Below are 24,174 nucleotides of genomic sequence, written 5' to 3' on the forward strand. Positions count from 1 at the left end.
AAAATCAGGATATTCTCAAAACCTCCAATTTAGTCCCTGCTAAAAATTTAACTTTGTACCTTCCCGCCTTCTGAATTCTTATTGTGGTAACCACCCTGCGCTTAGAAATACAGTTAAACCCATAAACATCACTGACAAAGTCCAAGTAATCCGATTTAAAGTTATCTCTGCAGTCTTAGCGCTGGTAAATAATTGAGCTTGTCCACCAATACCACCTATTCCATCGCCTTTCGGGCTGTGTAATAAGACAAATACAATAATACCAATAGCCGATATAATCCAGATAATTTCTGCTAGTTGAACAACATTCATACTCTTGTTTCTAATGATTTAATTACAGTTCAAAAAATGTACTAATACTTAGTATTGAGGAAGCTTATAAACCAACCCGCACAGGAGTACGATTTGGTTTTAGCTCATACTCTGCCTTCTTAATGATTGACTTTCCAGTCATTTCAGCAGGTTGAGGCAGATTGAGAATTTCCAAAATAGTTGGTGCTATATCTGCCAAACACCCATTTTCTCGTAGTGGTACTTTTGTACCATGGCCAGGAATTTTGCTAACTTCTCCTTCTATCAGTATAAATGGAACTAAATTTGTAGTGTGAGCTGTCCAAGGGTTACCATCTTCATCCCACATGTATTCAGCATTTCCATGGTCAGCAATTATTATTGCTGTGCCACCTACTTTACTAATACCCTGTAAAAGTTTTCCCAGACAATGATCAACTGTCTGAACCGCATTTACTGCAGCATCCATCGCACCGGTATGACCGACCATATCAGGGTTAGCATAATTAATAACAATTAGAGAATATATTTGCTTTTTAACCGCAGCGATCGCCACTTCTGTCAAATCTTCTGCAGACATTTCCGGTGCTTCATCATAATGACTTACCATTGGACTTTGAACCAATTCTCGGTCTTCACCCTCAAATGGTTGTTCCAAACCCCCATTAAAAAAGTAAGTTACATGAGCATACTTTTCAGTTTCCGCAGTACGGAACTGACGCAGACCATGTTGGGAAATTACCTGTCCGAGAATATTATTAAAATTTTGAGGCTCAAAAGCCACTAAAACTGGAAAACTAGAATCATACTGAGTGAAAGTCAAAAATGTTAATGGTTGAATTGTTTGGCGTTCAAACCCATTAAAATCTGGAGCTACAAAAGCTTGAGTTAATTGACGGGCACGATCTGGACGAAAATTAAAGAAAATTACACCATCTCCAGGTTCCACAGCTCCTGGAGCTACTCTAACTGGGAGCACAAATTCATCTGTTATACCTTCAGCATAAGACTTTTGTAGTAAATCTGAAGCAGAACAACCCGTTCCATAACCATCCTGAGTCATTACTTCATAAGCTTTTTGAATTCTGTCCCATCGTTTATCCCGATCCATTGCATAATAGCGACCACTAACTGTAGCAATTCTACCTATGCCAATTTGATTAGTATGATATTCTATTTGTTTAAGTACATGAAGCCCTGACTTAGGATTTGTATCACGTCCATCAGTAATAGCATGAACACAAACATCAGAAATTCCTTTTGCCTTAGCCACATCCAGTAAACCCAATAAATGATTTACATGAGAATGAACTCCTCCAGAGGAACATAAACCTACTAAATGTAGTTTAGAATTACGCTCTATTACATCTTGACAAATCTTTTTAATAGCTTGGTTTTGTACTATTAAGCCATCTTCTATTGCATCAGAAATTCTCACTAATTCCTGAGGAACAACTCGTCCCGCTCCGATATTTAAGTGACCAACTTCTGAGTTACCCATTTGACCTTCCGGCAAACCTACTGCTTTCCCAGAAGCTTGAATTAAAGTTCTTGGATAAGCTTGCCAAAGACTATCAATATTAGGTGTTTTACCCACAGCAATAGCATTTCCATATTTTTCTTCTCGATAACCCCAACCATCTAAAATAATTAGTACAACCGGAGATATAGAACCATTCTTCATAATTTATTACCTATTTATTTATCCTAAATTGGTTTAATAATTAGCTGATCCAGAAGCTTAAATTAAAGTTTTTGGATAAGCGTACAAAAGACTATTTCTATGAGTTATTTTATCCAAAGCAATAGCATCTTCATTTTTTTTTCAATAGCTTCAATCATCTAGAATAATTACTATAACTATTACTCATAATTTATTACTTTATTATACCCTCCAAATCAGCTTGATACTGAAAAATATTAAAATACTATAATTTGAGCATTTTTTTATCTATTTATTAAAATATAAGTTATATACTTGATTAATCCGTTACTTTTTACTCTAAAATTTTTCTATTTCCTTATATTAATTTTAATTATTTCAACTAATCATAGGAAAAAATCAATATTTAAACCCCAAAGGTAAGATAAATAAATACTCTGAAATTTTTATAAATGATTTAATTTTAGCCACCATTTAGCTATCAGCCATAAAAACCCCCTATTAAAAACGAGGTTTAAATGAATATACAATTCCGGCCTAGAACGCAGCTTTTCTAGTAATACTAATTATATTATAGTTTAATTAATAAATTTTACTTCTAAAACTATAAAGAATAGTTTATAGCTGACGACTCAATTAGGACAAATTTTGATATTGTGGGAATGAAAAACTGAAAAATTTAATTATTAAGGCTACAATTAACTATCATATCAACTATATACAAACTAAACTTAAAATCAAGAAATTATTATTGTATTTTATCAGTTAAACAATATTAGCTTTTTGGATATTTAGATATGAATTTGCTCGCTATGAGTGACCTTGAGGTGCAACTTATAAGATAATCAGATGATCAAAGTGTTTATAAGCAAATCTGGTATCAGGTCTAAACTCCTTCTCTGATTCATCATCTCATTGCCAGACAATTACAAAAATCTAGTACAGTTACTAAAGTTACTACCTTGAGCGCATCATCAATTAACCTAGAAGAAAGAGAAAAAGTTCTCAAGTGAAACTTAGAAAAGCAGCTAGATTTTGGAAATTCAGGACAAGAACCTTAGCCAGTTGTATTAGTTCACCAGGGGTAGACAAATATGTTAAATTATACTTTAAATCTCAATACCAAAACTAATACAAGCAGAATCTTTAGTAGGGTAATTACTAGATATACAAGGCCAAAAGTTACCAAATATACTTAACTCCTCCTGAAACACAAGCCTCCATTGCTTGGTGCTCAAATACTAAAATAGTACAATAGTGGCAAGTGATAATAGTTTCGAAATATACCAATAAGGACATAGAAGAAAGTCACCGACTATTTCAGTATTTGAAATTACAAACTCTGTATTAGATGAACGTAGTTGTTAACTTAAACATTGTACAATTGAGCAAAATTATTGCTATCTTATTTAAGATTAGGCTTTTTATAATTGCCAATGCGTAAACTTTTATTAACAGCAATATTAAGTATATTCTCTCTATGGACAAGTGGATGCGAATCTCTTCCCTTTTTTAACAATAGAGAGACTTCTACCGTGAATACTCCTGAGGCTTCTCAAACTCCAAAGTTAGAACCTTCAGAATCTCCATCTCCAACACCTACTAATAAAGTATTTCCATCTCCAGATATTCCCCAAAAGTCAAAAACGGCAACAAATTTAACAAGATCTACAGACCCGAATGAAAGAAGTAAATCCTTAAAACAAGAAACTCAAATTTCAGATCCCTTCTCTGATTTACCAACTATCCCAGTGCCATCTCAAGACTCAGTACCTGGTGTTCCACGACTTCCTAAAGTAGATAGTCAACAAGTACCAGATCTTCCCACACTACCAAATATTGAATTATTCTCCTCTGGGAGACAAACACAGAGAAATCAACCGATAACACAGGGTCAAGATCCAACTGAAGTTGCTCAAGCACCAAATTTACAACAGCCATCTCAAACCAGAAGAACTATACCAGGAAATCAAAACCTAGGTTCCCCAAAACCTTCCTCTCAACCAAATATAACCACACCAGCTAGTTCACAACAGTTACCAAGTTTACCTGAATTGCCCTTACAACCAACCCCACCTGCTCAGTGGAGAGGTCCTGGTGTTCTACCTAAGCCCTTAAAGCTACCAAGCTCATCTACTAAACAATTACCAAGTTTACCTGAATTACCCCAACCAAGTCCACCTGCTCAGTGGAGAGGTCCTGGTTTTCCACCTCCACCACCACCTCCACCACCACCACCACCTCCTCCTCCACCTCCTCCAGATACTACTATTGCTGATGGCATAGAAGTTAGCGGGGTTGTGCAAGTAGGAAGTCAAAAACAGATTATTGTTAAAGTTCCTAGGGAAGCTACAAGTAGATATGTAACAGTTGGACAAAGGTTGGCTAATGGACAGGTATTGGTCAAGAGAGTTGACTTGAAGATGGGTGCTGACCCAATTGTTGTTTTTGAGCAAAGTGGTGTAGAAGTTTTCAAAGAGGTAGGAAGTAAGCCGACAACTACTGAAGGTTAAATGAAATGATTTATAAAAAATGCTAGAATTTATAAGAGTGTACCAAAATCCTTTGTGTTGCCCTGATGCATATTTCCTATCCTCTAAAAAGCACAGATATTTGTTAAGCAATTAAAACAAACAAGATTGCTGCTATATATATTAAGCAATCTTGATATTGACTAAGAAATAAATTCAAAAGTTTCTTCATTGAAAGAGGATAAAAAAGGAAATTTTAGATTTTAAGCCTCTTCTTTAAAGGGGGTAAAAAAAAAAGAAAATTTCAGATTTCAAGCCTATTTCTGGAGTTAATTATTAACTGATAGAGTGATAACTGATAAGGTGATAACTGAAATGACTATGCTGCTATCAATCAAAGAACTAAGAAAGATAATATTAACAGGTTCTTGCCTAGGATACATAATTATAATGTGGGATCCTCAGCCTTTAATGGGACAAGAACAAAGAGAAACACCTATTTGTACGGGTAACCCTCCCACAGGCAAAGTTAAGTGTAATTACCCCGGAGGAGATAATTATGATGGGGATTTTGTAAATGGAAGGCCAGAAGGAAGGGGTATATATGTCTATGCTAATCGCGATCGCTACGAAGGACAGTTTCGTGATGGTCGTCCTAATGGACAAGGTACTTTTATATTCTCCAATGATGCTAGAGTGACAGGAGTCTTCCAAAATGGACAAATTAGGTCTGGGACAATTATTTTTGAGAATGGCGATCGCTTTGTGGGAGAATTTAACTTAGTAAGAAATATCTCTAGTGGTGTTACTAGTAGTCAGCCTGTAGGTCAAGGGGAATTTATTTATGCCAATGGCGATCGCTATCAGGGAGAATTCTTTGCCGGATCTGCTTTTGGCCCAGGAGTGTTTACTCGTGCTAATGGAATGCGGTGTCAAGGAAATTTTTATAACGATGCACTAGATGGCAAAGGTAGTTGTATATATCCTGATGGAATTCGCTATGAAGGAGAACTAAGAGGTGGAATACCTCATGGGGTAGGAAGTATTATAGATAGTAAAGGAAAGCGATTTCCTGGAGTATTTCGTAATGGTCAAAGACAGGAAGAAACATAGTAATTAATATTACTAAATAAAAAAATTAAAGTATAAACAATTTGATTGTAGTTCAAGATAACTAAATCAAAGGTTAATATAAATTTTTAAAGTTAACATTAAAGATTAAATATAAGTAGGTAAACGTGAAAAAAACAATTTAGCTTAAGTTTATGAATTGGTATTATTACAGTGGTTTTCATTTGAACAAACCACAATTATATAAAAAATCCACAGCATCATCTTCAGTAATTTGAGTGATATGGCTGCTGCACTTACTCCGCCAAGGCTAAGTTAATAACTCGCTCTAATTGTTCTAAGGTTTTATCTCTATAAGAACCCAGGAATTTTTTTGATTTTGAACAGCATAGTTCTATAGGTAACTCTCTCTAGAGAATAAGTTGGTAAAAATATTAATTTAGTAAAATCTAAATTAGTTAATTGCAATAAAACTTAAAAAAAAATCAGACAAAAAAGAGATACGATAATATCATAATTTTACTATACTCTAGTTTAAGAGTTTAAGGAAAAAATCATGGTTAAACGTGGTTCTAAAGTTCGGATTTTACGCAAAGAATCCTACTGGTATCAGGATGTTGGTACAGTTGCTTCTGTTGACAAAAGTGGCATTAAGTATCCAGTTATTGTTCGCTTTGATAAAGTAAATTACGCTGGTTCCAGTGGTAGTCCAACTGGGGTTAATACTAATAACTTTGCTATAGATGAAGTTGTAGAGATTAGTTAACTATTGTTGAAGATTTAATATTTATTCACATAAGTTTATATATATTGATCTAGTTATACTGAATCAAGTTATATAGATTTTGGTAAAATCTGACAAATAGAGTAGTTTGTGGTGTCAAACCAGGCTACCGTCTAAGCAAATTCCTAATCAGTTACCTTTAGATATTTCTAGTAATTGAAACTTCTGTGAGTCCCGAGCCACCAAGACGACGGAAGTTCTTAAAAGCGTCTACAGGTTTTCTGTAGACATTGATAGATACCCCTCAGCCAATTAATCTTGCTGTACATTGTTAACAATTGTTAGCACTCATAATATTGGTATGAATTTTTGTTAGCATTTTCTGCGAAGTACTGCGAGAATAGTGGTCGGGTATCATTTCCATTTCTTTTAAAGTAGGAATTAGGAGCTTTGTCATTTCAAAACATTAAAAGTATGAGTAGCATTTAGCTAACTAACTGCTTACTTCTAAATTAAATTAGACAACTGACATACTCCCCGGCGTAAAAGCACGGGGACGATAAACCTCAATAATAATTCTGGCTTCAATGACAGAAGTTACTTAATCTATTTACTGAGCATTAGCATGGGTTTTTGTCTTCCCAAGAATTTCCCATAAGTCTAATGCTTCCATCTGTCCTATACTATTTTTATACTATTCAAGACTAACTATCTAGCCCTCCACGACTCAAGATGTTGTATTTATAGTTTTGAGGATATTAATTATAGCTTTTAAAATTATTATTTTTGATTTTGTCATATTCTATGGTATAATTAGACTAGAGTTTAATATATTAGTATTTTTCACGTCAATTTCAATCAGTTTTGTAGGGTTAATCTATAATCTAAATTTTTAGTTACTTTGGAAGTAAGCTTAATTTTTGTGAATCTATTGTGCTATAGTTTAGAATTAGTATAGATTTATTTCTTACAAGATATGGACTAGGTTAAAAACTACGGCATATAATCTAAAGAGTCCAGAATAATTTGTTACAGAAATAGAAAATTTGGCCATTGAAGAAGAGGCTCAGTTGGTGCCTTCAGATGGGGTGTCTATATAATAATAAATACTGTGAGAAATATTTAGTACTGTGCCAGAACTGCCGGAAGTTGAAATAGTAAAACAAGGTTTAAATCAACTGACTCTCAATAAAAGAATATTGGGTGGGGAAGTACTATTAGAACGTACGCTTGCTTACCCAATTTCTGTAGCTGATTTTTTGAGAGGGTTGGAAGGAAAAGCGATCGCCCAATGGCATCGACAAGGTAAATATTTACTTGCCCAACTTTATAAATGGGGCAAAAAAAACTCAAAACTTCAAGAATACGAAAATGAAGATGGTTGGTTAGGAGTACATCTACGAATGACAGGCCAACTCTTATGGGTAAACCCAGAAGAGAGTCTGCACAAACACACACGAGTAAGATTATTTTTTGGTCATAACTCTTCAGGAGATAAAGATAGCTCTAATTATGAATTGAGATTTGTAGATCAACGCACTTTTGGCAAGATGTGGGGAGTACCACCAGGAAAAGAAATATCTAAAGTTATAACTGGTTTGCAACAACTGGGTCTTGAACCATTTTCTCCAGAATTTTCTCCAAAATACCTTAATAAAAAACTTTACAAAAGACATCGACCAATTAAAACAGCTCTTTTAGACCAGACAACCATTGCCGGGTTAGGTAATATTTATGCTGATGAAGCTCTATTTCTCAGTGGTATTAGACCAACAACTATATGTAAAGATTTGACAGAAAAACAAATAGAACAATTACACCTAGCCATACTTAAAGTTTTACAAACTGCTATAAATGCAGGTGGTACAACTTTCAGCAACTTTCTTAATGTAAAGGGAGTTAATGGTAATTATGGAGGTGTAGCTTGGGTTTATAGTCGTGCTGGTCAACCATGTCGAATTTGTAATACACCTTTAGAAAAAATTAAACTAGCGGGACGGTCTACTCATTTTTGTCCTCAATGTCAAAAATAATAGGGAGTGAGGAAGATGAGAAGATGGGGATATTAAGACTAAACGACCAGTCCTAAACAAAAAATTGATGCACTAGGCTAGGGTCAGACTAGGGTCAAGTTTCGTCCCGGCGATAATAAATTGTAGTAGCAAAAAAAATGTCAACTAACCTTTAAGCTTCAGATCCTAAAAAACTTCTGTCCCTAAATAGTTCAGTCTATAAAAATATAAATATCCTTTAATTTTACCACATTAATCACCACTACTACTGTAGCAATGCAATCAGAACACGGGCAATAGGGAACTTGAGAGTTAAATAAAAAAATAAACTATATTTATTTAAAATTATACATATATAGCGATATTGTAGCAGTATGGGTAGTTTATAATATTATGTGAATAAGTAGCTTGGGTTTCTTTGCTATTTGAAGCTTGCTCCTGAAGATAATTTATAGACTGCGGTCAGTGGGATAAGGGTGAAACACCGAAGCTAACTCTCAAGCTGATAAGATTCCTGATCCATGTAAGTTTGGATAAGTTTAATAAAATGGGAAAAGATAGAATAAGTAAAGATCAAAAAAGATCAATTTATAATTTCCCTATTAGAATTTAATGTAGAAAAGACAACAAATGGAAATCATATATGGCAGAGATTAAAAAAGGTAGTTTAGTTCGTGTTGTGCGAGAAAAACTAGAGAATAGCTTAGAAGCGAAAGCAAGTGACAATAGGTTTCCTGCTTACATATTTGAGAGTCAGGGAGAAATTGTTGATACTAGGGGAGATTACGCTTTTATCAAATTCGGCAAAGTACCGACTCCGAATATTTGGTTGCGACTAGACCAGTTAGAAAAATTTGAGTAAAATTTTCTATAAACTTTAATAATATGTCAAAGGCAGGAGTCTTTCTTTCAATAAAGAACTTAAACAGGAGACTCCTGCTAAGTTTTTTCACTATGGGAATACCTCCGAAACCAAATTATGGGAATGGTAGATATAGCAGGACGAAAGTCAAAAGTTGCTAAGTCAGAATTCAGAAGTAATTTATGAGGGAGTTTTAATATTTTCAATGTTTAACGCTATACTCCGGCTACTATATATATTTTGGGCATTTCTGATTAGTAATGATCTATGGTAAGGTGGGAAGAGTATAAAATTTTAGATAGTACAGCAGAAGACGAATAGAATATTTGAGCATCTCAAGGGGTTTAGAAAAGTAAGCTATATAATATATAGGGCGTTTGCGTAAGTCCTGAAATATTCTAAAGTTTCGCTGCTGCGTTTTGTGTAGGGATATAAAACGCGGAAAGGTTGCGTCAGTAAATTGTCTAGGACTAACAACAAGGTTCCTAACTTCTAATGATTGACTACTGTCCAAATCTTAGCTTTGTGTTTCTTGTGGCCTTAAAAAGGCTGTAACTGATCAATTTCATTAATTTCAGGTATCTCTTGCTCTTTGGGAACATCTGGTAATTTTAGATCTGCATGTTTAATCTATTTGATTATGGTTGCATGATAAACTTCTGTTACTTTTTGGATAGCTCATCAACCCATGCAATTGAGATAAATCTTTAGATATAGTTCTTGAATCTGTGGTCAATAGGGTTTACTCTTAGATAATTCAAGGAATTGATGACCAAAGATTCGACATGGGAAATACTTTTGGCCACATATTCGTAGATTTTTCTTGGTTTGGGTGGAGTTACATTTCTCGAATTTCATGTTTTGAATTCTACAAAATTTATCATTACTTTTCAGCAACGCCCGAAAAAAAACTAATTATAGTATTGAAAATTTCATTTTAACATTACGCTATATGTACTGTGTTTGGGTAAGTCCTGATAATAATATTGTTAGTATGACAATATACGGAGAACTATAACTACCACCAAAATTCAACGCCAGATTAAACCTAGTAATAGAATTCTGTTCCTGTTTGCTATCGCCATACCTTACTCTATTGCGCATAGCCAAAATAATATTGTCAACTGTAAAAATTCCTACTCTTCTAAGCAAACCAAACTACTCTAACTATTTATACTATGACCACACTTTCCTCTATTACAGTTAGCGTTCCTGCAACTACTGCTAATTTAGGCCCCGGTTTTGACTGCCTCGGTGCTGCTATTTCCTTATATAACCGCTTCAAGTTCTCTATTGCGGATAGCGCAATAGAAGTAAAAATCACTGTTACAGGCAAAGAAGCTCCAAAAGTCAGCACAGATAGAAACAATCTTGCCTATCAAGCATTTGTAAAGTTATATGAATATATCAATCAAACTCCCCCATGTGTACTAGTAGAAATTGATTTGGGTGTACCATTGGCCAGAGGATTAGGAAGTTCGGCTACCGCAATAGTCGGAGGTTTGCTAGGGGCAAATCAACTAGCAGGTAGTCCTTTAAGTCAAACTGAAGTGATGAATCTAGCGATCGCTATTGAAGGACACCCAGATAATGTTGTACCTGCCTTACTTGGTGGCTGTCGTTTAACTGCCTCTACCTCCAAAGGTTGGGTTGTATGCGACATTCCCTGGCATCCTGATATTGTGCCAGTAGTAGCAATTCCAGATTTTGAGCTTTCAACAACAGAAGCGCGACGAGTTATACCAACAGAATACATTCGTTCTGATGCTATATTTAATTGTGCTCATCTGGGAATTTTGTTAAGAGGCTTAGAAACTGGTTATGGAGAATGGTTACAAGCGGGAATGCAAGATAAAATTCACCAACCATACCGTAAATCTCTAATTAAAGGATATGAATATGTGCGTTCTGCTGCTTTAAATGCTGGTGCCTATGAAATGGTCATTAGTGGTGCAGGTCCGACTTTATTAGCGTTAACAAACTCACTCACAAGTTCAAAAGTAATAGCAGCAATGACTGGTGCTTGGGAAAACCAAGGAGTAGTTACACAAGTACAAGCTTTAGAAATTAATACTAGAGGTGCAGTTTTTAGTTAGGATAATTCTTAAATCTAATATAGCTAAAATTTTGACAATAGGGAATTAGAAGAGAGGTAAACTTAATTCCTTATATATGTTTTCGCTTACTTTCTAATTTTATTGGTAGGAGAAAATAATTACTTGATTTTGAGATTTTTATGGTTTTATGTACTGATACTCATATATAGTAATATTTGTAATTTTGCTACTTAAGATGGATTTAAATTTAGTTTCATAAAGTCTTGATAAAAAACCTAATATATTCATTTTTATTAATTTTTATTTGCCATTACTAACTCTTTTTTAGAGTATTTTTAGCTATTGCAAAAGTTTTTTTAATTAATAACTAATAAACCAAAAGTAAGGTTTGTTGGGAGGGCCCTGCACTACTAATAACAGAACCCTCTGCGAAAACACTATAACCGTTCTATTCTCAATAAGTATTTTCTTTAAGTTGAAGTATTTTTCAGTTTATTTGGTAAATAATATTTTATATATAGCTTTCAGCTAGCTTGCCACCCCCTGAGTCTAAAAGAACAAACATTACTTCACGAAACTACTGTTTCCCCCACCACCTGGAGTTTCAATTACAAATACATCACCTATATTCATCTCAACAGTGGCAGTTCCCCCCAACTCTTCAACTTTCCCATTACTCCGTTCCACATAATTTTTCCCTACTAAGCCATCACCCCCACCATTTAAACCAAGGGTAGAAACAGCGCGATGACCTGATAATATTCCAGCAGTCATGGGTTCCAAAAAACGCATCCGCCGAACTACTCCATTACCACCTTTATATAAACCTTTACCCCCGCTCCCAGAACGAATAGCAAAGCTTTCCAATAATACTGGAAAGCGCCACTCCAAAACTTCGGGGTCCGTTAAGCGGGAGTTAGTCATGTGAGTATGCACTGCATCAGTGCCATCAAAGTCTGTACCTGCACCGGAACCCCCACAAATAGTTTCATAATATTGATATTTACTATTACCAAAAGTGAAATTATTCATAGTTCCTTGAGATGATGCCATTATTCCCAAAGCATTATATAAAGTATCTCCGATCCCTTGAGAAGTTTCTACATTTCCTGCTACTACTGCTGCGGGATATTTTGGGTCTAACATACTACCTTGAGGAATAATAATTTCTAATGGTTTCAGACAACCTGCATTAAGAGGAATATCATCATCAACTAGAGTACGAAAGACATATAATACTGCTGCTTTACAAACTGCAGTTGGTGCGTTGAAGTTATTGGAAAGTTGAGGAGATGTACCTGTAAAATCTATTTTTGCACTAAGATTTTTTTTGTCGATACTAACAGCAACTGAAATTTTATTGCCGTCATCTAGGATAGAGGTTGCAGTTTTGTTCGTGAGTGATGAAGATAATTTTTTGATAGCTTTACGTACTGAGCTTTCGGCGTTATCTTGAACAAATTTCATGTAAGCTTGTACGGTTTCTAAGCCATAATATGCCGTCATTTTTTGTAGTTCTTGTACACCTTTTTCATTGGCAGCTACTTGTGCTTGTAAGTCGGCAATATTTTGCTTAGTGTTTCTAGCAGGATATTTGCCGGAGCTGAGAATTTTTAATAGTTCTGTTTCTTGAAATTTTCCGTCTTTTACAAGTTGGAAATTATCTATTAGTATTCCTTCTTCTTCAACTGTTTTGCTGTGGGGAGGCATGGAACCGGGGGTAATTCCACCAATGTCTGCATGATGTCCGCGAGAGGCGACATAAAATATAGGGGTTCTTATTTTTTCTCTATTTTTAAGAGAAGTTAGGGAAATATTTGCCTCATTCTCCGAAATCAATTTTTTATTATTAGGAAAGTTTATATACTTTGATTTTTGAGTAATATAATTATTGTTTAAAGTAATATTTGTATCGGATACAATTTCTTCGGTATAGTTGGTTTCAAAAAAAATATTATTGCTCTTGTTTTCCAAGTTATCCTTTGCAATTACAGAAGAATTTTTGGGTTTTTCTAGAGTTGAAAACACGGGAGTAATAACTGTTATATCTGGTAGATGAGTACCGCCATTATAGGGATTATTTAAAACATAAACATCTCCTGGTTTGAATGTGTTACCTTTGTCATAAATTAAGGCATTAACACTTTCGCTCATAGAACCTAAATGTATGGGAATATGAGGAGCATTGGCAACTAATTCACCATCTTGGTCAAATATAGCACAGGAAAAGTCGAGGCGTTCTTTAATATTTACTGATGAGCTGGTATTTTGTAATGTAATTCCCATTTGTTCAGCGATCGCTCGAAATAAGTTATTAAATATTTCTAGCATTACTGGGTCTGCTGAAGTTGAAGTTTTTGTTTGAAACTTAGTGGTTAAATATATAGATTTTTCTGTAGTTTTACTTTTGGTTAATATCAGGTGATTTTTGGCATTTAATTCTGCTTGCCATCCCGGTTCAATAACATTAGTTCCGGTTTTTTCGACTATTAAAGCAGGACTATTAATTTTGTCTCCTGGTTGTAGATTTTCTCTTAAATAAATAGGAGTATCATGCCATTTTTCTGCCGTGTATATTTGTGTTGTTGTAACTGGAGTTGTAGGAGATTTTTGGTTAGGATATTTTTCTATTTCTTCGGGAGTTTCCATATGCTGAATAAGTTCTAGAGAAACAGCTTCAACTATTAAGGATTTTTCTGTCATTATAAATCCATATCTTTGTCGATGAGCTGTTTCAAATTCAGCCTTTACTGTATAGATATTTTTAGCAAAGTCTACTATTAATACTGAGTCACTACCTTGATATTTGAGGCGAACTTTAGATAATACTGAATGACAAAAAATAGATTCTAAATCTGAATCTTGAGAGGAGAAACTTCCTGTGATTAACTCTTGTTTTGTTTCCATTTCTAGCGTAGTAAAAATTTGCTCTAACTCTAGTAATAATTCAGGAGTTAATGTTTTTTCAACTGCTTTTTCTTTCATCACTCGGATATCTGCTAATCCCATACCATAAGCTGATAAAACTCCAGCATAAGGATGGATAAATATTTTTTTCATGCCCAAAGAATCAGCAATTAAACAAGCATGTTGTCCTCCCGCTCCGCCAAAACAACAAAGTGTATATTCAGAAATATCATAACCCTTTTGGAGAGAAATTTTTTTAATTGCATTTGCCATTTTTTCGACAGCGATCGCTAAGTATCCACTTGCTACTTCTTCCGGTTTTCTACTATCACCTATTTTTGCTGTTAATTGAGCAAACTTTTCTTGAACAATCTCTAAATTCAAGGGTAAATTTCTATCTTTACCAAAGACCTTAGGAAAAAATTCTGGCTGTATTTTTCCCACCATTAAATTACAATCTGTCACTGTTAAAGGTCCGCCTTTTCCATAAGCAGCCGGCCCAGGATTTGCTCCTGCAGATTCAGGTCCAACACGATAACGGGCACCATCAAAAAATAAAATTGAACCTCCACCAGCAGCAACAGTATGTATCGACATCATAGGAGTTCGTAGACGTATTCCAGCAATTTCTGTTTCAAATTCTCGTTCATATTCTATTATTTGATTTGCAGCTCCAGCATAATGAGCAACATCAGTAGATGTGCCACCCATATCAAAGCTAATTATTTGATAAAAACCTGCATTTTTACTTGTTTGAACTGCTCCAACAATTCCACCAGCAGGACCAGATAATAGACTATCTTTGCCTTGAAATTTATGAGCATCTGTTAAACCCCCATTTGACTGCATAAACATTAATTTAACTAAGTTAATATCTGGGGAATTGCTACTATTTAAAACATCCTTTCCCTGTTTCTTATTACCTCCTGATTTTTCTAGTAAAAAATCACGAACTTGATTAACATATCGTCGTAAAATTGGTGATAAATAAGCATCAACTACAGTAGTATCTCCCCGACTAACTAATTTCATTAAAGGACTAACTTCATGGGAAACAGATACTTGAGTAAATCCAATTTTTTCAGCAATTTCTTGAATTTTTTGTTCGTGTTTTGGGTAGCGATAACCATGGATCAATACAATAGCACAACTTCTAATTCCTTCATTATATGCTGTTTGAAGTTGAGAAATTAACTCTGTTGTTTGAAGTGGAATTATTTCTTCGCCTTTAGCTGTATAACGTGACTCAACTTCGATGACTTTTTCATAGAGCATTTCTGGCAAAATAATTTGTCGAGCAAAAATATTAGGGCGGTTTTGATAACCAATTCTTAGTGCATCTTTAAAACCTTTATTAATGACTAAAACTGTGCGATCGCCTTTTCTTTCTAATAAAGCATTTGTAGCAACAGTTGTACCCATTTTAATTACTTCTATTTCTTTTAAAGGTATAGGTTGATTCTGAGAAATTTTTAATATTTCTCTAATTCCTTGAACTGGTGCATCAGGGTAGTGTTCTGGATTTTCTGATAGTAGTTTATGAATAATAATTTTACCCTCGGGAGATTTAGCAACTATGTCTGTGAATGTACCCCCACGATCAATCCAAAATTTCCAACGGTTATTAGTCATCAATATCTTAGTTATATTCATATTTATTTTATGTATAATAATTATATCTTTTTTAGTCAAAATTTGTAAAATTTATAGCTGTGCTACCTAATACTTAAAATAAACTACAAATCTATAAAAACTAGTATCCAATAAGGATATAGCTGACACACTTTTTTCGCCAATATGATTTGATAGAAAAAAATACTGAAAAAGTGATGGCAGGTAAAGTGCTAAAAAATGGGGTTTAGGCTATATTAAATCTCTAAAAATTGTGTATAGAACAACATGTTTATTACAATAATTGGGGAGATTTTGCCTTTTCTTTACAATTACTTAGAATGATTAATTTAATAGAAATCTCAGGATAAATACTAAAGCTAAAATCCACATAACACTTGTAGTTTCCTGTGGTTTACCTTGAAAAGTTTTTAGTAAAGGGAAAGTAATTAGACCAAAAGCTAATCCTTCAGCAATAGAATAACTTAAGGGCATCATAATAATCGTTAAAAAAGAGGGAATAGACTCTCCAGGATCATCCCAAAGAATATTCTTGACAGCACTCATCATTAAGATACTAACAATCAGTAAAGCAGGTGCAGTAGCAAAAGTAGGAATAGCAGATAATAGAGGAATAAAAAAGATAGCAACAACAAATAAAAGTGCTGTAACTACTGCAGTAAATCCGCTACGCCCTCCTTCAGAAATCCCTGATGCGGATTCAATATAAGTAGTAACAGTGGAAGTTCCCATAATTGCTCCAGCAGTTGTACCAATAGCATCTGCCATTAAAGCCCTATTTACTCCAGGAAATTTCCCTTTCTTGTTAATATATCTTGCCTTGGTACCTAGTCCAGTAAGTGTACCTACAGTATCAAATAGATCTACAAAAAGAAAAACTAATACAATACGAAAGATTTCCCAAATATTAATCTGCCATATTTGGGTTAAACCGACAAAAGCTTGACCAAACAAATCTGTGGGCAATTGTGGTATACTCATAATACCTTTAGGTGGGGGAGTTAACCCAAAAATCCATCCTAATAATGAGGTGGCAATAATGCCCCAGAATAAAGCACCTTTGATCTCTCGAACGACAAGGGCAAAAGCAATTAAAATTCCTGTGATCGCCACTAAAGTTGTTGGTTGAGTTAAATCTCCTAAAGTGGTTGTGGTTGTCTCAGATGGAGCAATTAAACCTGCGTTCTTAAGAGCAATATAGGCAATAAATAAACCAATTCCTGCGGAGGTAGCGTGTTTAATACAGTCGGGAATAGCAGTAATAATTTTATTGCGAACGTTAGTAACAGTTAACCCAATAAAGATTAATCCCTCAAGCAAAATTGCAGCTAAGGCAACTCGCCAATCAATCCCTAATTCCAAAACTACAGAAAAAGCAAAATAGGCATTTAGTCCCATACCAGGAGCTAGAGCAAAAGGATATTTAGCATAAACTCCCATAATCAAGGTTGCTATCACAGCCGAAATTGCTGTAGCAATTACCAATTCTCCAAATAAATCTCCAGGCTTTTCTAGAAAAATGGCATTAGATAAAATGCTAGGATTGACCACTAAAATATATGACATTGTCATAAAGCTAGTAATTCCAGCTATAATTTCGGTACGAAAATTAGTCTGAAGTTGTCTAAATCGAAAAAATCTAGCTATAGGATTTTTGTCTAATGCAGAGTTTGATTCATTTGTAGAAATAACTTTCTTTGATTTATCTATTTCTTTAGTCATTTTAATCAGCTAATTACTAATAATTTAAGGTCTCTGTCACAATTGAATTTGGGTAACACTAACAAGAGTTGCTCTGTTTAAGCTGAAGAGGAGGTAAACAATAGCTTGGGAATGTGCTTTAATGATAGTTTGGGAAATCCAATTGATTTACTATAACCAGACAGTGCAAAGTTTTTGGAAGAACTATTGCTCAGTTAGCCTTACAGTACTTCCCTTAGAATTAAACTCATACTTTGATAGCTATAGCTGCTGTATAGACTCTCACAATAATACTTTTATTCTTAAGCACCAAATAGTTTTTTAGGAAAATTTTGTAGTCTTCAGTTAAGGTTGTCTTGAATAAAATAATTAAGCGTTCGCGGAGCGTGGCGGAGTAACTGGTCTGCATAAAGCAAAACGTGAAGATCCCCGAAATTTTCATGCTCTATACTATAGCAGATTTTGGGCAAATGATGTACGGCTGTATTTGTTAAAAATAATGTATTCGGGCATCTTATCCCCGTAACTAAACCTTATACAGAAAGAAATAGCTGTATGTATAATGTCTTTTTGTATGTCCTGATCATATTGCTTCAAATAATACTTTTGTCAATCTGATCACCTCAGATAATCTTGTGCCCTCAACCACTCAATTGTTTTCTCTTTTTCTTCGGCTTTAAACTCACCAAATCTTCCAAAATAGCTGAAGCCTTAAATTTTATGTGTCATAAACCATTGTCAAAAGTGCTGCTTTCCCATTCACTCATCAAACTATGATAAATATTTAACAATTATTTGACTTTATGCAAGGATTTTCATACAAAATTATTTTTACTGCCAAGGGTCTTTTAATTTATTTGGACTATACATATTTGATTGATAAAATTATCCAGTTCATCTAGAGTATTCCCTTTTTATCTTTTTCATACGATATGTTATTATTAATATTATATCTGTTGCAACCAATATGGGATTGCTATAGTTTTGTTTTTGGCAGTAAAAGGAAACTAATATATAAATATCACTATGTTTACAGAACTATCTATGAGTTTATTTTTTTATTATCCTTATTACTGATGAGTAAATACTTATATTTTTTGTTATCTACTAGCATTAATTTGTAAAGCAGTTATTCTCTCAGAATTAGCGAATACTCCTTCTCCTTCCATTTGACTTATAGGTGGTTTAATCTCTATTTTCATAATTTTCTCAGTATAAATACAAACTGTTTGATCCATTAAATGAAAGGTAATCCAAGGTTGTTTAAGTAAGTCTTGTAATTGTGTTTGAAATTGTTCTACATTAGCTGGGAAACTAAAGGTTTCTGTATTACCATCTATATAATAAAATTTTATTTGGATACTACTTTCTTGAGTATATTCAGCAAATGAACCTTTCATTATATTTACTCCTAATCATTTGAAAATGGTATAATAAGCAGTAATAAATTAATCAAATATAGTATAAACTTTTGATATAGAAAAAAAACTTAAAATTTTTTAAGAAAACCAGACAACCTGAATAATAGTTACCACTTAGTCAATAAAATTTATACTAACCTATCCTTGGTCGTTATGATTAAATCTACTCATATCTCCCAGACAGCTACAACCTTACTATCTCTAAACATAGCCCCTACTCAAATTATTCGAGGTAAAAATGCTCTGGCCCAATCAGGAGAGGCGATCGCTCGTATTGGCCATCATCCCCTAATCGTTGGGAGTCCTCGCTCTTTGAACATCATCCTGCCCCACCTCCAACCCTTATTACAAATCCATAATTTAAAATTCACCCAAGCTAACTATGGTTCAGACTGTAGTGAAACTAGTTTAGCCAATCTTTCTCAAGCTGTAGCCACACAAAAACCAGACCTAATAATTGGTATTGGTGGTGGTAAAGCTCTTGACACAGCAAAACTCCTAGCTTATAAATGTCATTTGCCCATAATTACCATTCCCACCTCAGCAGCTACTTGCGCAGCTTGGACAGCATTATCAAATATCTACTCAGACCAAGGGGCCTTCTTATACGATATAAGTTTAGCTAAATGTCCAGAATTGCTAATTCTAGATTATGGAATTATTAAAACTGGCCCTTCACGGACTTTAGTGGCTGGTATTGGAGATGCGATCGCCAAATGGTATGAAGCTTCAGTCTCTAGTGGCCATTCAGAGTCAACAATGATTATTTCTGCTGTCCAACAAGCCAGAGTACTAAGGGATATCCTTTTTCAAAAATCAACTTTTGCCCTAGAACAACCAGGAGGAGAAACCTGGCAAGAGGTTGTAGATGCAACAGTATTATTAGCAGGTTTAATTGGAAGTATTGGTGGTGCACAATGTCGGACTGTGGCAGCCCATGCTATTCATAATGGCCTCACTCATTTATCTGCTAGCCATGAAAAATTACATGGAGAAAAAGTCGCTTATGGTATATTGGTTCAGCTAAGGTTAGAAGAAATGCTACAAAGCAATCAACTAGCTGCAACTGCTAGACAACAACTGTTAAAATTCTATAATCAGATTGGTTTACCAAAAAGCTTAAATGACTTAGGCTTAAAAGAAATTACTTTATCTGAATTACGCCATGTTGCTGAAGTTGCTTGTCATCCAAATTCTGACATTCATCGGTTACCATTTAGAATAATTCCAGAGCAATTAGTAGCAGCAATGGTTTCTACAACAGTCCCATTAGAGCTAGAGAAATAAAATTTCAGAACTAACTCATATATTGTTGATATTACTACAACCTCTCAAATGTAGAATGTAGAAATTTTTTATAGTTTTTTCTTATTCTAGATGTTTAAAACTTCTAATATATTGATGTTAATCAATTGATTAATAATGAATATAGAAATTCACCTATTGGTTTTGAAAATCTTTATAACATCGTAAATTAGTAAATAGATTTATCCGATATTTATAGTATCTTTAATAGGTTGAAATATTCTTATAAAAACTTACCGAACAATTGGGTCTTTTGCCTCCCCCTTCTTGGGAAAATTTTTAGTTCGTTTTAAATAAATCAATAAATATGTTATCACTATGTATTCGATTAACCCAGCAAAAAGGGTACAAGCACTACCACCTTATGTTTTTGCCCGTTTAGATGAGTTGAAAGCTCGTGCCCGTGAACAAGGACTAGATTTAATTGATTTGGGAATGGGGAACCCGGATGGGGCTACCCCTAAACCAGTTGTAGAGGCTGCCATTGCTGCTTTACAAGATTCTACCAATCACGGTTATCCACCTTTTGAAGGTACTGCTAGTTTCCGCAAAGCAATTACTGATTGGTATTTTCGTCGTTATAGTGTAAAACTTGACCCTGATGGAGAAGCTTTGCCACTTTTGGGTTCTAAAGAAGGCTTAACTCATTTAGCTTTGGCATATATAAATCCAGGAAATTTAGTTTTGGCACCTAATCCTGCCTATCCCGCCCATTTTCGTGGTCCTTTAATTGCTGGTGGTAAGGTTCATAGCATTCTACTGAAACCAGAAAATGATTGGATTATCGATCTGGCAGATATTCCCGATAGTGTTGCAGAGCAGGCAAAAGTTTTCTACTTTAATTATCCTAGTAATCCTACTGGTGCTACAGCTCCACGAGAATTTTTTCAAGATATTGTTACTTTTGCGAAAAAGTATGAAATTTTGCTAGTTCACGATTTATGTTATGCTGAGTTGGCTTTTGATGGTTATCAGCCTACCAGTTTATTACAGATTCCTGGAGGAAAAGATATTGGTGTAGAATTCCACACTATGTCAAAAACTTATAATATGGCTGGTTGGCGAATAGGTTTTGTAGTCGGTAACTCTAACGTTATTCAAGGGTTACGTACTTTGAAAACTAATATGGATTATGGTGTTTTTAGTGCTTTACAACTAGCAGCTAAAACTGCTTTGCAGTTACCGGATGAATATTTATCTCAGGTTCAAGAACGTTATCGCCAACGTCGAGATTTTCTGATTCAAGGTTTAGGCAAATTAGGTTGGAATGTACAAAAAACTATGGCAACTATGTATTTATGGGTTCCTTGCCCACCAGGTATAGGTTCTACTGATTTTGCTTTGTCTGTCTTACAAAAAACTGGGGTCGTGGTCACTCCTGGAAATGCTTTTGGTAGTGGTGGTGAGGGTTATGTGAGGATTAGTTTAATTGCTGAGTGTAAACGTTTAGATGAAGCATTAAATCGGTTTAAGAAAGCAGGTATTTATTATCAATAAACATCGTGAGAAATCATGTAGAGATATTCCGTGAAACCTCCCTAGCAGAGTTTTACTAGCTATTAGATTTTGCTAGATGAATGCTTGATTCCTCCCGGACTGTTACGCGCGGGGGGCTATTAGCAGCCGAAACTCTGATACAGGTTGACTTTTTTCACTTAGCACGTCCTCCGTGATCCAAAAGCCAGGTGCTTTTTATGTCCCGCAGCAAAACCTAATACTAGTCTTATATTTGCCTGGTGCATCCGTTTTTTTGTCTCGGACTGCCCCCACAATTAAACAAAAGTATGGAACGAGTTGGAAAAACTTTACTGCCAAAGTCAAGACCCAATAGAAGGAAGTAGATTATAAATCCTCTGGTTAGTAGCTTTATGCCACAAAGTAGGACCAGTGGCTGAGATGACTTAATTATCAGCATGGTTAAATTTTCAGAAATTTTAGGGCGCTATAACCAATTGCAATTGGGTTTTGATGAATTAAAAGATCGTCGCCATCAACATCAGGGGCGCGAGACTAAACTCTCAGAAATAGACCAACCTGAGCACATGGCAAGCACTATAAGAGCTACCCGTAGATGGAAGTTTATATAATGAACCCAAAAAAAGTTGGTGTAGAAGGGCGAGGCTTTAAACTAAATTTTTGGGTAAGTTTTTGTATTAACATTCTGTGTATGCTATTACTTTTATTGTTCTGATTAATTACTTACTGTGTCATCAAAAATTAGATATGCTGTTGTATATGGGACAATTTATCCTTTAACATTTCGCCATAAATTTTGTTTTTAAAGACTCATATCTTAAATCAGGATTGATTTTATCATGGCTGGTATTTTCGATTTGGGTTTGCTAAGGAGCGTGTTCCTATAATTCCTGTAAGATTTAAGTAAATATTAATGAGTTACAGCATAATTAAAATTCATATTTTGGCCAGTAATATAATTATGTCATTTCCATCCAAGCCAGACCCTTGAGAAGGAGTTAAAAAAATGGAATTACCCAGAGCAACTACTAGCCCATGTCTTTTGGTGATCAATTACAGCTAATATTTTCCTGTTCCGTACTACTGTTTTTCGCTCCTGCACTTATGTTAATGACCACGGCCAATAGTAACATCTGTAATAGATATTTAGCGGGACTTTAGCAAATTTCAAGCCCAAACAAACCCTAAACTCTCTTTATGAGCGGTAAATACGTCGATGTTTTCATCTAACCACTCAACAAAACGATAAGATATTGCGGTACGAAATGCTTCTAAAGTATCAGTAAACGTATTTAATGGTTTGTTAGCCCAACGCCTTCTTATACCTCCTGTTAACTGATGCCAGATAATAAATGTATAAGCACAAAATACTAAAATAAAATGCCTTTTAAGGCTGATTTTATCTCTGACTTGATATTCTCTTAATCCTAACCATCCTTTGGCTTCCCTGTAGAAAACTTCCACCCAATTTCTTTGAGAATAAGTAGAATATATCCACTCAGGAGTTACATATTTGTCTTCTCTATTAGTGATATAATAGTTAATATCAGTGGCCTCAGAAAAACTTTTAGCATTCATAACGATAGCTATAGTTTTTTGACCTGACATCCTAGATATTTCTACTTCTAATGTAGCTACCCAAACTTCTCTAGCATTTTTTGTACTTAGTTGAACTAAGTTGAAAGCTTTCTGAGGTATACTTTCTGCCAGCTTGTCTAATCTAATTTCCTCTTTAATGTCATCTTGTTTTTTAATGATGACTTTTCGATTTTTAGCTAATCCTCCTATATAAGTTAAACTTCTTTTCTCTAGTTGATTTAAGAATGATGTATTGTTACCATAGCCAAATTTCAATTAACACAATTTCTGGTTGGTGTCCTCTGGACAAACATTGATCTACTAGAGACATTGCACTCGTCTGGTTTCTTGACAAATTCTGGGTCTTTTTTTCCTTTTGGAAAAGAATCAGCTTTCTGATACAAAGCTATGTCTAAAGGTAGACTTTTAACTCCATCATAAAGATGAGTTGTCACCACGACTACACCATTATCTGTTTTTCCTATTTCTCCTATATATTGCCGCCCTACTCCTGCAGTAAAATTACCACTTTTTCTGTGGCCTGAATCGTCTATAATTAAAGCAATAGGATCGAGAAGGTTTTGTTTGGCGACGTTCCCACATTACTTGAAGACGACGCTCATTCACAGCATCTACAGACCAATTTGCTCGAACTAGAAAATGCCGTAATTTGTGGTACGTGTGACCTACAGTGTTGTTGGCAATTTGAGACAAGTTTTTTCGATCGCTTTCTCAAGAGTAATCCTCCTATATATTCCCTAAACCCTGTTTTTTGGGCTTTTGTTTTAAAGACATTGTTAAAGCGATCGCACCATCGATGGAAACAAGAGGGCATGGCCACTGAAGTTGTTTCTTTCATCAAACTTTTCCCAGGCCAGTAATTAACGTAAAATACATATCAGGTATACATTATACCCTTTTTTTTACTATTTTTTCACTAAAGTCCCGTTAGGATTCTGTATCTTCAGCTAAAGCTTGAAGTAGTCTTTCCTTCTTGGAATTC

14 protein-coding genes and 1 pseudogene are annotated in these 24,174 nt (G+C 34.7%); 9 read left to right on the top strand and 6 right to left on the bottom strand.

Annotation, left to right across the window (positions count from 1 at the left end; translation table 11 throughout):
* Positions 1-78: 78 nt before the first annotated feature.
* A complete protein-coding gene (gene secG / locus TERY_RS04700) occupies positions 79-312 on the bottom strand; it encodes a preprotein translocase subunit SecG (protein ID WP_011610774.1) in 234 nt (77 codons plus the stop codon).
* Positions 313-376: 64 nt separating this feature from the next.
* Positions 377-1,975, bottom strand: coding sequence for a 2,3-bisphosphoglycerate-independent phosphoglycerate mutase (gene gpmI, locus TERY_RS04705; protein ID WP_011610775.1), 1,599 nt, complete (start codon positions 1,973-1,975; stop codon positions 377-379).
* 1,415 nt (positions 1,976-3,390) lie between these two features.
* Between gpmI and TERY_RS32325 the strand changes: the two genes are divergently transcribed.
* The 6 genes from TERY_RS32325 (at position 3,391) to thrB (ending at position 11,190) form a co-directional block, all read left to right on the top strand.
* Complete coding sequence (locus tag TERY_RS32325) at positions 3,391-4,467, top strand: hypothetical protein (RefSeq protein WP_011610776.1); 1,077 nt, start codon at positions 3,391-3,393, stop codon at positions 4,465-4,467.
* A 339-nt stretch (positions 4,468-4,806) separates the two neighbouring features.
* Entirely contained in the window at positions 4,807-5,538 is a 732-nt protein-coding gene (locus TERY_RS04715) for an MORN repeat-containing protein (protein ID WP_044136423.1), read from the top strand.
* Between the two features lie 514 nt (positions 5,539-6,052).
* Positions 6,053-6,262 carry a photosystem I reaction center subunit IV gene (locus TERY_RS04720; RefSeq protein WP_011610778.1) on the top strand — a complete coding sequence of 70 codons (210 nt, stop codon included), beginning with the start codon at positions 6,053-6,055 and terminating at the stop codon, positions 6,260-6,262.
* Between the two features lie 1,088 nt (positions 6,263-7,350).
* Complete coding sequence (locus TERY_RS04725) at positions 7,351-8,253, top strand: DNA-formamidopyrimidine glycosylase (RefSeq protein WP_011610779.1); 903 nt, start codon at positions 7,351-7,353, stop codon at positions 8,251-8,253.
* A gap of 622 nt (positions 8,254-8,875) precedes the next feature.
* Positions 8,876-9,094 carry an NAD(P)H-quinone oxidoreductase subunit O gene (locus tag TERY_RS04730; protein ID WP_011610780.1) on the top strand — a complete coding sequence of 73 codons (219 nt, stop codon included), beginning with the start codon at positions 8,876-8,878 and terminating at the stop codon, positions 9,092-9,094.
* Positions 9,095-10,272: 1,178 nt separating this feature from the next.
* Positions 10,273-11,190 (top strand): homoserine kinase, encoded by a 918-nt coding sequence (gene thrB / locus TERY_RS04735; RefSeq protein WP_011610781.1) that lies wholly within the window; start codon positions 10,273-10,275, stop codon positions 11,188-11,190.
* A 525-nt stretch (positions 11,191-11,715) separates the two neighbouring features.
* On the opposite strand, the gene TERY_RS36210 is transcribed toward thrB, so the two are convergent.
* From TERY_RS36210 to TERY_RS04750, 3 genes are all read right to left on the bottom strand, one after another.
* Positions 11,716-15,711 carry a hydantoinase B/oxoprolinase family protein gene (locus TERY_RS36210; protein WP_011610782.1) on the bottom strand — a complete coding sequence of 1,332 codons (3,996 nt, stop codon included), beginning with the start codon at positions 15,709-15,711 and terminating at the stop codon, positions 11,716-11,718.
* Between the two features lie 303 nt (positions 15,712-16,014).
* Entirely contained in the window at positions 16,015-17,412 is a 1,398-nt protein-coding gene (locus TERY_RS04745; RefSeq protein WP_011610783.1) for a solute carrier family 23 protein, read from the bottom strand.
* A gap of 1,079 nt (positions 17,413-18,491) precedes the next feature.
* Positions 18,492-18,791, bottom strand: coding sequence for a hypothetical protein (locus tag TERY_RS04750; RefSeq protein ID WP_011610784.1), 300 nt, complete (start codon positions 18,789-18,791; stop codon positions 18,492-18,494).
* 174 nt (positions 18,792-18,965) lie between these two features.
* Between TERY_RS04750 and TERY_RS04755 the strand changes: the two genes are divergently transcribed.
* The 3 genes from TERY_RS04755 (at position 18,966) to TERY_RS32330 (ending at position 22,204) form a co-directional block, all read left to right on the top strand.
* Positions 18,966-20,099 carry an iron-containing alcohol dehydrogenase family protein gene (locus tag TERY_RS04755; RefSeq protein ID WP_011610785.1) on the top strand — a complete coding sequence of 378 codons (1,134 nt, stop codon included), beginning with the start codon at positions 18,966-18,968 and terminating at the stop codon, positions 20,097-20,099.
* A 336-nt stretch (positions 20,100-20,435) separates the two neighbouring features.
* Positions 20,436-21,614, top strand: a complete 1,179-nt coding sequence (locus TERY_RS04760; protein WP_011610786.1) for an aspartate aminotransferase — start codon at positions 20,436-20,438, stop codon at positions 21,612-21,614.
* A 416-nt stretch (positions 21,615-22,030) separates the two neighbouring features.
* The gene (locus TERY_RS32330; RefSeq protein WP_155994309.1) at positions 22,031-22,204 is read left to right on the top strand and encodes a hypothetical protein; all 174 of its coding nucleotides are present in this window, start codon (positions 22,031-22,033) and stop codon (positions 22,202-22,204) included.
* 556 nt (positions 22,205-22,760) lie between these two features.
* On the opposite strand, the pseudogene TERY_RS04765 reads toward TERY_RS32330, so the two are convergent.
* Positions 22,761-24,030: pseudogene (locus tag TERY_RS04765) on the bottom strand (IS701 family transposase).
* Between the last annotated feature and the right edge of the window lie 144 nt (positions 24,031-24,174).

This window comes from Trichodesmium erythraeum IMS101 (assembly GCF_000014265.1).
Lineage (GTDB): Bacteria > Cyanobacteriota > Cyanobacteriia > Cyanobacteriales > Microcoleaceae > Trichodesmium > Trichodesmium erythraeum.